This is a genomic window from Agrobacterium sp. DE0009, assembly GCF_007680755.1.
GTDB lineage: Bacteria > Pseudomonadota > Alphaproteobacteria > Rhizobiales > Rhizobiaceae > Agrobacterium > Agrobacterium tumefaciens_B.
In genome coordinates this window covers 135,112-148,158 of the sequence record NZ_VEIU01000003.1, presented here as the reverse complement: position 1 = coordinate 148,158, position 13,047 = coordinate 135,112, and the positions used below count along the sequence as shown (strand labels likewise).

Sequence of the window (13,047 nt, the reverse complement as noted above, 5' to 3'; positions counted from 1 at the left end):
GTTCAGAAGCCTTCCGACAGCTGGCGCAGATCATCCGCCCGCTTTGTACTCATCTCGGCCAGACACGAAGAAATCAGCATCGGCTCCATCGAACCACCCCGCGCCTGAAAGCCTGATAGCGCGCAATTGGCATCGCGAAACGCCACCCAGGCGCGCTGGGCAGTGACCAGTGCATCGGCCGCGCCCTTGCCATCCGCATCCGCCGCCTTGTCACGTTCGGTAAGCAGCTTGCGCAGCTTCTGATACTCGACATTGAGCTTCTTGTCGGCCCTCTCGTAATCCTTGCCCGCGCAAATCGTCATATCCGCCTGTGTCTGTGGTTCCTTGCAATCCGGCTCCTGTGCGGCGGCCGGGCCAGAGATGCCTGCAGCCACCCAGAAGACGGTGGCAGCGGCAAGGCTGTTTTTGCTGATCGCCATCGTTCAGGCCGCCGCGCCGTCAAAAGCCTGCGGCTTCAACGCTCTTGGATCGACGCCATCGAGACAATTGGCATTGACCGCCACCATCGGCGTACCGTCAGGCCCATCGGCATAGGCAAAGCTTTCGATGCCACAGGTAGAGCAGAAAAAATGATGGATCTTGTGCTTGTTGAAGAGATATTCGCTCAGCTTGTCCTCTCCGGAAAGCAGCGTGAATTTCTCCCGCGGCGCAAAGGCGAGTGTCGAGCCCAGACGCTTGCAGCGCGAACAATTGCAAATGACGGTATGGTCGAGATCGACATCGACCTCGAAGCTGACGCTGCCGCACTGGCAGCTTCCATGATAATGCACCGTCGCCATTTCATAACCTCCCCATGACCTGTTGACGGAAACCATAAACCTCGCGCTTGCCGGACAGCGGCACCAGTGTGACTTCCCGCTTCTGGCCGGGTTCGAAACGCACTGCCGTGCCGGCAGGAATATCGAGACGCATGCCGCGCGCCTTGTCGCGGTCGAAGAGGAGGCCCGCATTGGTCTCGAAGAAATGGTAATGACTGCCCACCTGCACCGGCCGGTCGCCCGAGTTGGCCACCTCGATCGTCACCGTCGGCTGGCCGGCATTGAGTTCGATGGTGCCTTCAGCGGCAATGATTTCGCCTGGCTTCATGGTGCTCCCCTTATTTCTGTCTCAGGCGGCATGGGCGGATGCACAGCCATTGGCCTTGAGCACGCGCTTCGTTGATGCCGGATTGTTGACGAGTTTCACCGCCGGGCGGACGGGCCTGCGTACCAGCTCACCACCGCAATTCGGGCAGGCGCCATCGAGCACGCCAGTCACGCAATCGACGCAAAAGGTGCATTCGAACGAGCAGATCATCGCGTCCCTATTATCGGGCGCGAGATCGCGATCGCAGCATTCGCAATTGGGCCTCAGTTCCAGCGCCAAGTCTGCCTCCCTTTACCGGATCGGTTCGTGAACGGTCACCAGCTTGGTGCCATCAGGGAATGTCGCTTCCACCTGCACATCGTGGATCATCTCGGCAATGCCGTCCATCACCTGATCACGGGAAATGACATGCGCACCCGCCTCCATCAGATCGGAAACGGCGCGACCATCGCGGGCACCCTCGACGACGAAATCGGTAATCAGCGCAATCGCTTCCGGATAGTTCAGCTTCACGCCACGTTCCAGCCGGCGGCGCGCCACCATGGCGGCCATGGAAATCAGCAGCTTGTCTTTTTCTCTCGGGCTAAGGTTCATCGTCGTCCCACAGCTTGGCATCTGCTCCGCAAAAAAGGTTTGCTGGAGACCAGATCCGACATTTGACAGACCCCGAAGAACGCCTGTCACGAGACGATCCGAAGGGTTTACAGATTCCAGACTTTCGGCACTGGCGCGCCGTTTCGCAAGAGCGAAATGATCGGAAAAAGCAATTTTCTCAAGGAGAACCCATCGGCGGCGGCAACGCGCACCACAAGCTTGCCCTGCCATTCGCTGGCGCCGCCGCTTTCCCCGGCAATCGCCCGGATTTTAGGCAGAAGCGCCTCAGCGAGAGGCCCGATATAAAGCAGCGTGGCAAAGGCAACCTGCCCGGCCAGAACCGCCGGTTTCGCGGTCAGCGCCGCCACCTCGCCCGCGAGCAGCAACTCTTCTGCATGCACCAGCTTGCCGCCATGGCGAATACGCCAGCGGTCACGAAAAAGCCCATGCGTCATCGCCTCGCCCATGGCCTGGCGGCCAAGTAGAACGGCTTCGACGGCGATAAATTCTGAGGATTGATCGAGATCGGCTTCAAGGCTTCGGGTGAGTGACGCGCGCTCGAATAGGATGGTTTCCTGCGGCAGCCAGTGGAGCTTCGCGCCCGGCCCGGCGGAAACTCGGGCGGCGACGGTGGCGGTGCCCGATGAGGCCTTGTAGACCTTCTCGCAGGCCTGCGTCGTGACCACAAGCGAGGTACCGGCGCCGGCGGCTGCCTGCCATTCGATTTCATCCCCGCCGGTCAGGCCGCCGGAGGAATTGATGAGAATGGCTTCCATTTCATTGGAAAAGGTGTCCGGCAGGCGGATTTTGGCGCAGCCCTCCTGAAACAATTCATCCAGCCGGCTGCGCCCTTCAACTGCCTTGGTTACAATGCGTCCTCTGCCACGGGCGCGTTGTTGCCGGACAGGTTGAGCGTCTTCGCAACCGGAAGGGCTGATGGCTTGCTGTTGCTGCTGCACGCGGTCTCCGAAACGGTTGCGGAAGCGGGATTGGCCTTGGCGACGCAATCCTTCTTGACGACGGCGTCCACCACCATTTGCCCTTCCGTGTTGCGGAAGAAATCCCACATTCTTTCCGCCGCATCAACCGTGCGCGTCACTTCGCCTGTGGGCATCTTGCGCTCCACGGCGGGCTGCGCCTTCGGCGTCTGCTCGCCACCGGGCTTGCGGGTAACAACGGCGTTCGCCGCCAGAACCTCGGCCTTCATGGTGGCGCGCGGCCAGGCATGGTCCCAGTTCTCGATGACATAGGACTGGATGCGCGCACCGGCCTTGCAGACATCGTAGGAATTGACGGTAAAGCTCTCACCCACCTTGCTTTTGGCGGCGCCCTTGCAGCCATCCATCTCGGCCCAGCGCTTCAGCGCCGTCTCGCCGCTATATTGCCAGTAGGATTTGCCGCCGCCCTGATAGGGGTTGGCGGGATCCTTCAGCCCGGCAAAGGCGATGATCGACATCGGCCGCGCCGGTGTGCAGCTTGCCGCATCTGGAGCCCATTTGCCTTCGGTTTCCTGCGGATAACCCGCGCGCAACGAGGCGACAAAACCGGCGGCATTAAAATCCTTGGCTCCGGTGCAGATGAATTGCGACAACATGCGCCCGCCGCCAGAATAGCCGGAACCGTAAAAACGTTCCTCATCGACGCAGAACTTGCCCTTTACCATGGCAATAGCATCATGAATGAAGCTCACCTCATCCAGCCCGCCGGGGCGTGTTGTAACGCCGGGAACATTCCAGGCATGGGTGCCTGGCAATTCGCCGTTTAAACTGCCCGCCAGCGCGACGACCACAAGACCATCACGCTCGGCAAGCTTGTCCCAGCCGCTGCGGTTCAGCTGACCGTGCGGGTTGCTGTTGGAGCCGTGGAAATCGAATACGACAGGCAGGGCCTTTTTTCCATCATAGGCGGATGGAACAAAATAGACGCCGTCGCGTTTCTGCCCGTTAGAGAGAATGGAAAAATCATGCCGACCCGGTTCCATGCCGGGGCCGATATCCTGACCGCAGGTCGATGCCGACGCTGCGGCCCCTGCGCCTGCGCTGATTACCAGCCCGAAGAACAGGCTGCGTGCGAAACGCACCCACCGGGAAGCCCGGCCCACTGCAAAGTCTTGAATCATTGACACGCCTTTATTGGCACAGTTTCCCGACGATACGTCGAGCGTTCGGGAAATGTAAGGGATCAACAGTCGCGGCGTGCGAATAGACTTCTTCTGTGTCTCGCATGCAGCATTTCATGGCCCCAATAACACAGGCTTTTACTTAATGAAATGCTAAAATGCTGCATGAAAGCCATGCAGCAGCGCATGGACTTTCAAAATATTAATCGGCCGTTCTTATGTCGTGACCGGAACGGCCGCCTCTACACGGTAAGATGTCGCCGCGCTTCCGGCGTATCCAGCGTTTCGGCCAGCCCCTCATGCACGATTTCACCGCGGTCCATGATGTAGACGTAGTCGGCAAGTTCGCGGCAGAAATCCAGATATTGCTCAACCAGCAGGATCGCCATGCCGGTGGAATCGCGCAGATATTTGATGGCTCGGCCGATATCCTTGATGATCGACGGCTGGATGCCCTCGGTCGGTTCGTCGAGAACGAGGATTTTCGGCCGCGTGACCAGCGCCCGGCCGATGGCAAGCTGCTGCTGCTGTCCGCCGGACAGATCGCCGCCGCGGCGTGACAGCATGGTCTGCAGCACGGGAAACAGGCTGAAAATATCATCCGGGATGAAACGTTCCTTGCGCGGCAGCGGCGCATAACCGCTCTCCAGATTTTCCTGCACGCTGAGCAACGGAAAGATCTCGCGCCCCTGCGGCACGTAACCGACACCGCGCTTCGCCCGCTGGTAAGGTGCGAGCCCATCCAGCGCCGCATCACCGAAACGGATCGTGCCGGCGCTGGTGGCCTGCTGGCCGGTGACGGCGCGCAACAGCGAGCTTTTGCCGACGCCGTTGCGGCCGAGAACGCAGGTGATCTTGCCCATCTCGGCCTTCAGCGACACGCCGCGGAGCGCCTGCGCCGCGCCGTAGTGGAGGTTGATGTTGTCGACTGTCAGCATGGTGAAACTCCAATGACGGTATGGTGGGCGGTGCTACCCTCCTCTGCCCTGCCGGGCATCTCCCCCTCAAAGGGGGAGATCGGCAAGTGGCGAACACTCTGCCGCATAGCATCGTGGCAAAGGAGCAAGCGAGGGCGGCATCTGATCTCCCCCCTTGAGGGGAAGATGCCCGGCAGGGCAGAGGGGGGTACGGCCGCAAACACCACCATCACCGCCCCAGATAATTCTCGATCACCTTCGGATCGCTGGACACAAAATCGATCGACCCTTCGGCCAGCACCGAGCCTTCGGCAAGGCACGTTACCTTCACCCCCAGCTCACGGATGAAGCCCATGTCGTGCTCGACCACCACCACCGAACGGGTTTTCGCAATTTCCTTCAGAAGCACCGCGGTTTCCGCCGTCTCCGCATCCGTCATACCCGCCACCGGCTCGTCCACCAGGAGAAGCTTCGGTTCCTGTGCCAAGAGCATGCCAATCTCCAGCCACTGTTTCTGCCCATGCGAAAGATTGGCGGCGAGGTCTCCCCGGCGGTGGCCAAGCCGCACGGTGGCGAGGATTTCCTCGATGCGCGCCTTGTCCTCCGCCGTCAGCCGGTAGAACAGCGTCGCGAACACGCCGCGCTTGCGGTTCAGCGCCAGTTCCAGATTGTCCCAGACGGTATGGCTTTCAAACACCGTCGGCTTCTGGAATTTCCGGCCGATGCCGAGCTGGGCGATGTCCGCCTCGTCCTTCTTGGTGAGGTCGATGCTGTCTTCGAACAGCACCGTGCCGGTATCCGGCCGGGTCTTGCCGGTGATGATATCCATCATCGTCGTCTTTCCCGCGCCATTCGGGCCGATGATGGCGCGAAGCTCGCCCGGCTCCACCACGAAGGAAAGGGAATTCAGCGCCCTGAAACCATCGAAGGACACCGAGACGCCATCGAGATAGAGCAGGCTTTTCGCTCTGTTTTCGGAAACCGTGTTCATGGGCTTACTCCGCCGCCTGTTGCGCAACCGCGCTGTCGTTGCCAGCTTCACGCGCCGCGCCCGCCACCCGCTTTTCGCGTCGTCCCGCAAGATAATGCTGCACCGTTCCGACGATGCCCTTGGGGAAGAACAGCGTGACAGCGATGAAGAGACCACCCAGCGCAAACAGCCAGAATTCCGGGAACGCGCCAGTGAAATAGCTCTTGCCGCCATTGACCAGCACCGCGCCGATGATCGGCCCGATCAGCGTGCCGCGCCCGCCGACAGCCGTCCACACCACCACCTCGATGGAGTTGGCGGGCGAAAATTCGCCGGGATTGATGATGCCCACCTGCGGCACGAACAAGGCGCCGGCAATGCCTGCCATCATGGCCGAGACGACGAAGGTGAAGAGCTTGACGTTTTCAACCTTGAAACCGAGGAATCGCACCCGGCTTTCCGCATCCCGCACGCCCACCAGTACCTTGCCGAACTTGGAATTGACGATGCCCGAGGCAATCAGCAGCGAAAGAGCCAGCATCACCGCCGTCATCGCAAACAGCACGGCGCGGGTGCCGTCGGCCTGCACGGAAAAGCCGAGAATATCCTTGAAATCGGTGAGGCCGTTATTGCCGCCGAAGCCCATGTCGTTGCGGAAGAAGGCAAGCAGCAGGGCATAGGTCATGGCCTGGGTGATGATCGAGAGATAAACGCCGTTGACGCGCGAGCGGAAGGCGAACCAACCGAACACGAAAGCGAGCAGCCCCGGCACGACAAGCACCATCAGCGCCGCAAACCAGAACATGTCGAAGCCGTGCCAGAACCACGGCAGTTCCTTCCAGTTGAGGAACACCATGAAATCAGGCAGCACCGGATGGCCATAGACCCCACGCGTGCCGATCTGCCGCATCAGATACATGCCCATGGCATAACCGCCGAGCGCAAAGAAGGCGGCGTGGCCAAGGGAGAGAATGCCGCAATAACCCCAGACCAGATCGAGCGCGAGCGCGAGCAGCGCGTAGGCCAGATATTTGCCGAGCATCGACATGATATAGGTCGGGATGCGGAACGCGCTGCCCTCCGGCAACAGCAGGTTTGAGGCGGGCACCAGAACGGCGATGGCGAGAATGATGCCGATGGCGATGGAAATGCGGCGATCGAGCGCGCGCAGGAGGAAGCCGGTAATCATGCTTCGATCGCCCTTCCCTTGAGTGCGAAGAGACCGCGCGGCCGCTTCTGGATGAACAGGATGATGAGAACGAGCACGAGGATCTTGCCGAGCACGGCGCCTACCGTCGGCTCGAGGAACTTGTTGAGCACGCCGAGAGACAGGGCTCCGACCAGCGTTCCCCAGAGATTGCCGACACCGCCGAACACCACCACCATGAAACTGTCGATGATGTAGCTCTGGCCGAGATTGGGCGAGACATTGTCGATCTGCGACAGGGCCACCCCGGCAAGCCCGGCAACGCCCGAACCAAGCGCGAAGGTGAAGGCATCCACCCATGGCGTGCGAATGCCCATGGAGGAAGCCATGCGGCGGTTCTGGGTGACGGCGCGCATCTGCAACCCAAAAGCGGAGCGCTTTAGGAGAACCAGCAGCGCAAAAAACACCGACAGCGAGAAGCAGACGATCCACACCCGGTTCCAGGTAAAATTGAGATAACCGACGCTGAAGGAGCCGGACATCCAGCTCGGGCTGCCGACTTCCCGGTTGGTGGGGCCGAAGATGGAACGCACGCCCTGTTGCAGGATCAGCGAGATGCCCCAGGTGGCGAGAAGGGTTTCCAGCGGCCGCCCGTAAAGATAGCGGATGACGCCGCGCTCCATGACGAGGCCGACGCAGGCCGTGACCAGAAAGGCGGCCGGCAGGGCAATCGCCAATGACCAGTCGAACAGGCCGGGGAAATGACTGCGGATCAACTCCTGCACCATGAAGGTGGAATAAGCGCCGATCATCACCATTTCACCATGCGCCATGTTGATGATGCCCATCACGCCAAAGGTGATGGCAAGGCCGATGGCAGCGAGCAGCAGCACCGAGCCGAGCGACAGGCCGTACCAGACATTCTGCGCGTAATCCCAGAAGGCAAGGGAACTCTCGATGCTGGAAATCGCCTCGTCCACATCCGGCTTCAGGCTCGGATCGACCGACGGCGTCGCCGCCATCAGAATGCTGATCGCATCGCGCCCGCCAAGTGCCTTGATGGTCGCGATCGCTTCTTTCTTCACCTCAAGGGGGCGGTCGGAGGAGAGCAGCGAGACAGCCCGCGCCTCCTCCATCCGGGTCCGCACCTCATTATCGGTCTCCTTTGATATGGCCGCTTCCAGCAATTCGAGATTTTCAGCGCTTGGCGCTTTCAGGACCGCGTCAGCCGCCGAAAGCCGCACGGATTTTTCCGGGCTGAGCAGCGTCAGCCCGCCCATCGCGGCGCGGATGACACGGCGTAGATTATTGTTCACCCTGATCTTGGTAACGGTCGCCTTCGGCGCCGAGCCGGCGCTTTCACCCGTCAGCGGGTCGATCAGCGTGAAATCGGAACCGGCGGGCTTGGTCATGAAGACGAGATTGTCGGATTTGCGCACGTAGAGATCGCCCGCCGCAAAAGCCTCGAGCGCCGGAACGACACGCGCATCACCCGTTGCGGCGATCTGTCCGATCAATGTTTCGGCCTGCTTGAAATCAGCCGTGCCGAGCTTATCGATCAGCGCCTTTGGGTCGCTTTGCGCGACGGCGTGGGCTGCGATCCCCATGGTGAACCAGAGGAAGATGGCTCCGAGAAAAGATCGGATCGTCATGTCGGGGTCCTTGGAGCGTTTCCGGTGAAAGCGACGTCTGTGGGTGGCGCTTACCCCCCTCTGCCCTGCCGGGCATCTCCCCCACAAGGAGGGAGATCGGCAAGGTGCACCTACGTCGCTCCATCTCGACCGACGAGAAATGCGGGGCCTCACTACGAGTCGATCTCCCCACTTGTGGGGGAGATGCCCGGCAGGGCAGAGGGGGGCATGCTTGCTCAGTTTTCAACGATTGAAGCGCCGCCCCAACGAGGGAGCGGCCCTCAACCCAAGCTCCTATCAGCTACCCTTGCCGCCGCACTTGCCCGTGGCCACGTTGAAGTTGCCGCAGGACATCGGCTTTCTCCAATCAGAGATCAGATCCTTCGAATCCGGCAGGTAATCCGACCATTCGTCGCCCACCACCTGCGGTGTCTGCTGCACGATCTCAAACTGGCCGTCGGCCTGGATTTCACCGATCAGCACCGGCTTGGTGATGTGGTGGTTCGGCATGACGGTGGAATAACCGCCCGAAAGGTTCGGCACGGAAACGCCGATGATCGAGTCGAGAACCTTGTCCGTATCGGTCGTGCCGGCGGATTCGACGGCCTTTACCCATGCGTTGAAGCCGATATAGGCGGCTTCCATCGGGTCGTTGGTCACGCGCTTGTCGTTCTTGGTGAAGGCATGCCAGGTCTTGATGAACTCGGCATTGACGGGCGCATCGACGGACTGGAAGTAGTTCCAGGCGGCAAGGTGGCCAACCAGCGGTGCAGTATCGAGACCGGCAAGCTCTTCTTCACCCACGGAGAAGGCGACGACCGGAATATCTTCGGCCTTGATGCCCTGGTTGGCCAGTTCCTTGTAGAAGGGCACGTTGGCGTCACCATTGATGGTGGAAACCACGGCGGTCTTCTTGCCGGCCGAGCCGAATTTCTTGATGTCGGACACGATCGTCTGCCAGTCGGAGTGACCGAACGGCGTGTAGTTGATCATGATGTCCTCTTCCTTGACGCCCTTCGACATCAGGTAGGCCTTCAGGATCTTGTTGGTGGTCTGCGGATAGACATAATCCGTGCCGGCCAGAACCCAGCGCTCGACGCCTTCGGTATTGGCGAGGTAATCGACGGCCGGAATGGCTTGCTGGTTGGGGGCGGCGCCCGTGTAGAAGATATTGCGCGAGGATTCTTCACCCTCATACTGGACCGGATAGAACAGGATCGAGTTCAGCTCTTCGAAAACAGGCAGAACGGATTTACGCGAGGAAGACGTCCAGCAGCCGAAAACGGCGGCGACCTTGTCCTGCGAAATCAACTGGCGGGCCTTTTCGGCGAAAAGCGGCCAGTCGGAAGCCGGATCGACCACGACAGCTTCAAGCTTCTTGCCGAGAACGCCGCCCTTCTTGTTTTGCTCGTCGATGAGCATCAGCATGGCATCTTTCAGCGTGGTCTCTGAAATGGCCATGGTGCCGGAAAGAGAATGCAGCACGCCGACCTTGATCGTATCATCGGCAGCAAAGGCGCCATGGAAGGCGGTGGTGGACAGAATTGCGCCAAGCAGCGCGGCACTGAGCGTCTTGCGGAACATCATCGGAAGGACCCCTCTCCTTGTTGGCCTCTTGGCGAGGCTCAGCGGCATCTTCGGCCGCTGCTGGAGGGACTATCGATCTCGTGGGCGCGAAACCGTATACGTCAATTGACGTAGGCGGGGTGGCGAAAGGTGCAGGAGAAGTGCGGGGTGATATGCAGAGCGAGACGCCTCAGCTTGTTTCTTCTCCCCGCCAGGGAGAAGTCCGCGGCAGCGGGATGAGGGGGCGAGCGTCAATATATACGGAGGGGTTGCCCCCTCATCCGACCCTTCGGGCCATCTTCTCCCCGTCGGGAGGAAGAAATTTGCGGCGCGGTCTCCGATCAAGAATGCGGCTTGCGGTCGCTTTCTTCGTCCCGGATCGCCTCGTCATGATACCAGGAGCCAAAATCCACATGAGGTTGTCTTGCCTCGCGTTCGAGATCATTCAAACCATCAGGACGGAACTTGGACACGCCAGTCCGCCCGCCAACAGGGAATTGGTAGATCGTTGCCGTCTCACGATGAAAGCCAGTCGCCATTTCGGTCATCTCACTCTGTTTGCATCGAAGCACTTGGTCATGAAGTCAAACCCGTAAAAGCCGGATTCGCTCCCTTTGATTAAAAAAAAATCACGTTGCGAAAAATATAGGCATAAATCGCACTTTCGACAAGAAAAACCATTCCGGAAGCGCTGGTTTTTAGGGCAAATGCCAATCCCTCGCGCGCAATTGAATTTGCTGCATCACAACATGGCGCGTCTCGCGATGCTGTGCGCTATCTATCAGGATTCAATGATGAAACTTGAGGGGTGTTTTGCCGTGCTGCGCCGCAACAGAAGCGAGAATGAGCGAGCAGGCACCGGTCCGAACAATATACGGCTGAAAGAATTTTCGAAAAAATCGCCGGATAACGCCAATCTGGCACGCGGCATGCATCTAACGTGTCAGCCCTTGAAAGCGAATGCGCTTCCGGTGGTGAAAGCCACGGGAGGCCTCAAGGCTTCGCATTGTTACCTATGAGAGGTTCGTAATGACTAAGTTCAAACTCGAGTACATCTGGCTGGACGGATACAAGCCGGTCCCCAACCTGCGCGGCAAGACCCAGATCAAGGAATTCGACGAATTCCCGACACTCGAGCAGCTGCCGCTTTGGGGATTTGACGGCTCCTCCACGCAGCAGGCCGAAGGCCACTCCTCCGATTGCGTGCTGAAGCCCGTCGCGATCTACCCGGATCCGGCCCGCTCCAACGGTGCGCTCGTCATGTGCGAAGTCATGATGCCCGATGGCGTCACTCCGCATCCGTCGAACAGCCGCGCAACCATCCTCGACGACGAAGATGCATGGTTCGGATTCGAGCAGGAATACTTCTTCTACCAGGACGGCCGCCCGCTCGGCTTCCCGGAACAGGGTTACCCGGCTCCGCAGGGTCCTTACTACACCGGCGTCGGCTTCAAGAACGTCGGTTCGGTTGCCCGCGAAATCGTTGAAGAGCACCTCGATCTCTGCCTCGAAGCCGGCATCAACCACGAAGGTATCAACGCCGAAGTGGCCAAGGGCCAGTGGGAATTCCAGATTTTCGGCAAGGGCTCCAAGCGCGCCGCCGACCAGATCTGGATCGCTCGTTACCTGCTGCTGCGCCTTTGCGAACAGTATGGCATCGATGTCGAATTCCATTGCAAGCCGCTGGGCGACACCGACTGGAACGGTTCGGGCATGCACTGCAACTTCTCCACCAAGTACATGCGTGAAGTTGGCGGTAAGGACTATTTCGAAGCTCTCATGGCCGCGTTTGCCAAGAACTGGAAAGAGCACATCGACGTTTACGGTCCGGACAACCACCTGCGCCTGACCGGCAAGCACGAAACCGCTCCGTGGAACAAGTTCTCCTATGGCGTGGCAGATCGTGGCGCGTCGATCCGCGTTCCGCATTCCTTCGTCAACAACGGCTACAAGGGTTACCTCGAAGACCGTCGTCCGAACTCTCAAGGGTGCCCCTATCAGATCGCTTCCGTCGTTCTGAAGACGATCGCGGAAGTGCCGCTCGCAAAGTCGGCTGCTGCCTGATATCGAACTGATGGCGTCGCCCGAACCGGGCGACGCCATTTTTCTGTCCACCGAACGGTCGGGCCGGACGGGCGACCTTTCGCTCTCTGCCCCACGCGGCATATTCTTCCTTCGCGAACTCCAAGAAGTTTCGGCACGTCAAGCAAGAAGGTGAGCGATGGGCATTCTCCAGAAATTCTCTCTCGAAAACCGCAGCGCCATCATCACCGGCAGCGGCCGGGGTCTGGGTTTTGAAATCGCCAAGGCCTTTGCCGAAGCGGGCGCTCATGTCTGGCTGACCGGCCGCAATGCCGAGACGTTGCAACAGGCGGTCGACTCGTTGCGCAAGGCAGGCGGCAAGGCGGATTATGCCGCCTTCGATATTGCCGATACCAAAGCCGGGGCGGCGCTCGTCCACCGCATCATAAGCGAACTCGGCCACCTCGATATTCTCGTCAACAATGTCGGCGCACGCGACCGCCGCCCGCTTGCCGAATTCACCGATGAGGACGTGCTGGAATTGATCCGCACCGACCTCACCTCCTCCATTTCCCTGTCGCGGGATGCGGCGGAAGCCATGGCGGCAAAAGCCTATGGCCGCATCATCACCATCACCTCCATTCTTGGCCATATCGTCCGACCCGGCGATGCGATCTACCCCGTCGCCAAACAGGGGCTGACGGGCCTGATGCGGGCCATCGCCGTCGAATATGGCGCACGCGGCATCACCAGCAATGCGATTGCTCCGGGCATGTTCGCCACCGAAACCAATGCTGCCCTTGCCGAAAATCCTGAGATGGTGGCCTTCGCCAAGCTGCGCGTGCCGCTGGAACGCTGGGGCAGACCGGACGAGATTGCCGGTGCGGCCCTGTTTCTGGCCAGCGACGCAGCCTCCTTCGTCAACGGCCATGTGCTGACGGTGGATGGCGGCATGTCGGTGCGCCTGTGAGAGGCCGCGGGCGGAAAGGCGCTCG

16 protein-coding genes are annotated in these 13,047 nt (G+C 60.1%); 3 read left to right on the top strand and 13 right to left on the bottom strand.

Going from position 1 to position 13,047, the window contains the following annotated elements:
• Positions 1-2 precede the first annotated feature (2 nt).
• The 13 genes from FS804_RS13425 to FS804_RS13355 all read right to left on the bottom strand — a co-directional run bounded on the left by FS804_RS13425 (position 3) and on the right by FS804_RS13355 (position 10,578).
• Positions 3-419, bottom strand: a complete 417-nt coding sequence (locus FS804_RS13425) for a lysozyme inhibitor LprI family protein (RefSeq protein WP_063948243.1) — start codon at positions 417-419, stop codon at positions 3-5.
• Positions 420-422: 3 nt separating this feature from the next.
• Positions 423-779, bottom strand: coding sequence for a GFA family protein (locus FS804_RS13420; RefSeq protein WP_063948242.1), 357 nt, complete (start codon positions 777-779; stop codon positions 423-425).
• A gap of 1 nt (position 780) precedes the next feature.
• Positions 781-1,086, bottom strand: coding sequence for an urease subunit beta (locus tag FS804_RS13415; protein WP_063948241.1), 306 nt, complete (start codon positions 1,084-1,086; stop codon positions 781-783).
• 21 nt (positions 1,087-1,107) lie between these two features.
• The gene (locus FS804_RS13410; protein WP_144577070.1) at positions 1,108-1,365 is read right to left on the bottom strand and encodes a DUF1272 domain-containing protein; all 258 of its coding nucleotides are present in this window, start codon (positions 1,363-1,365) and stop codon (positions 1,108-1,110) included.
• Between the two features lie 12 nt (positions 1,366-1,377).
• On the bottom strand, positions 1,378-1,680 hold the full coding sequence (locus FS804_RS13405; RefSeq protein ID WP_063948239.1) for an urease subunit gamma: 303 nt from the start codon (positions 1,678-1,680) through the stop codon (positions 1,378-1,380).
• Between the two features lie 107 nt (positions 1,681-1,787).
• The gene (locus FS804_RS13400; RefSeq protein ID WP_186376798.1) at positions 1,788-2,639 is read right to left on the bottom strand and encodes an urease accessory protein UreD; all 852 of its coding nucleotides are present in this window, start codon (positions 2,637-2,639) and stop codon (positions 1,788-1,790) included.
• Positions 2,546-3,799 (bottom strand): PHB depolymerase family esterase, encoded by a 1,254-nt coding sequence (locus tag FS804_RS13395; protein WP_144577069.1) that lies wholly within the window; start codon positions 3,797-3,799, stop codon positions 2,546-2,548. The genes FS804_RS13400 and FS804_RS13395 overlap by 94 nt, the downstream gene beginning before the upstream one ends.
• 242 nt (positions 3,800-4,041) lie before the next feature.
• Positions 4,042-4,737, bottom strand: a complete 696-nt coding sequence (urtE, locus tag FS804_RS13390) for an urea ABC transporter ATP-binding subunit UrtE (RefSeq protein WP_077987275.1) — start codon at positions 4,735-4,737, stop codon at positions 4,042-4,044.
• 208 nt (positions 4,738-4,945) lie between these two features.
• Complete coding sequence (gene urtD, locus FS804_RS13380; RefSeq protein ID WP_144577067.1) at positions 4,946-5,707, bottom strand: urea ABC transporter ATP-binding protein UrtD; 762 nt, start codon at positions 5,705-5,707, stop codon at positions 4,946-4,948.
• Positions 5,708-5,711: 4 nt separating this feature from the next.
• A complete protein-coding gene (gene urtC, locus FS804_RS13375; RefSeq protein WP_144577066.1) occupies positions 5,712-6,875 on the bottom strand; it encodes an urea ABC transporter permease subunit UrtC in 1,164 nt (387 codons plus the stop codon).
• Positions 6,872-8,485: an urea ABC transporter permease subunit UrtB gene (urtB, locus tag FS804_RS13370; RefSeq protein ID WP_144577065.1), complete on the bottom strand. Its 1,614-nt coding sequence runs from the start codon at positions 8,483-8,485 to the stop codon at positions 6,872-6,874. The genes urtC and urtB overlap by 4 nt, the downstream gene beginning before the upstream one ends.
• A gap of 276 nt (positions 8,486-8,761) precedes the next feature.
• On the bottom strand, positions 8,762-10,051 hold the full coding sequence (urtA, locus tag FS804_RS13360; RefSeq protein ID WP_004443324.1) for an urea ABC transporter substrate-binding protein: 1,290 nt from the start codon (positions 10,049-10,051) through the stop codon (positions 8,762-8,764).
• A 320-nt stretch (positions 10,052-10,371) separates the two neighbouring features.
• The gene (locus FS804_RS13355) at positions 10,372-10,578 is read right to left on the bottom strand and encodes a DUF2735 domain-containing protein (RefSeq protein ID WP_186376797.1); all 207 of its coding nucleotides are present in this window, start codon (positions 10,576-10,578) and stop codon (positions 10,372-10,374) included.
• Between the two features lie 66 nt (positions 10,579-10,644).
• Between FS804_RS13355 and FS804_RS13350 the strand changes: the two genes are divergently transcribed.
• From FS804_RS13350 to FS804_RS13340, 3 genes are all read left to right on the top strand, one after another.
• Positions 10,645-11,049, top strand: coding sequence for a hypothetical protein (locus FS804_RS13350; RefSeq protein ID WP_144577064.1), 405 nt, complete (start codon positions 10,645-10,647; stop codon positions 11,047-11,049).
• Positions 11,050-11,059: 10 nt separating this feature from the next.
• Positions 11,060-12,094, top strand: coding sequence for a glutamine synthetase beta-grasp domain-containing protein (locus tag FS804_RS13345; protein WP_004443330.1), 1,035 nt, complete (start codon positions 11,060-11,062; stop codon positions 12,092-12,094).
• 157 nt (positions 12,095-12,251) lie between these two features.
• Positions 12,252-13,022: an SDR family oxidoreductase gene (locus FS804_RS13340; protein WP_144577063.1), complete on the top strand. Its 771-nt coding sequence runs from the start codon at positions 12,252-12,254 to the stop codon at positions 13,020-13,022.
• Positions 13,023-13,047 lie beyond the last annotated feature (25 nt).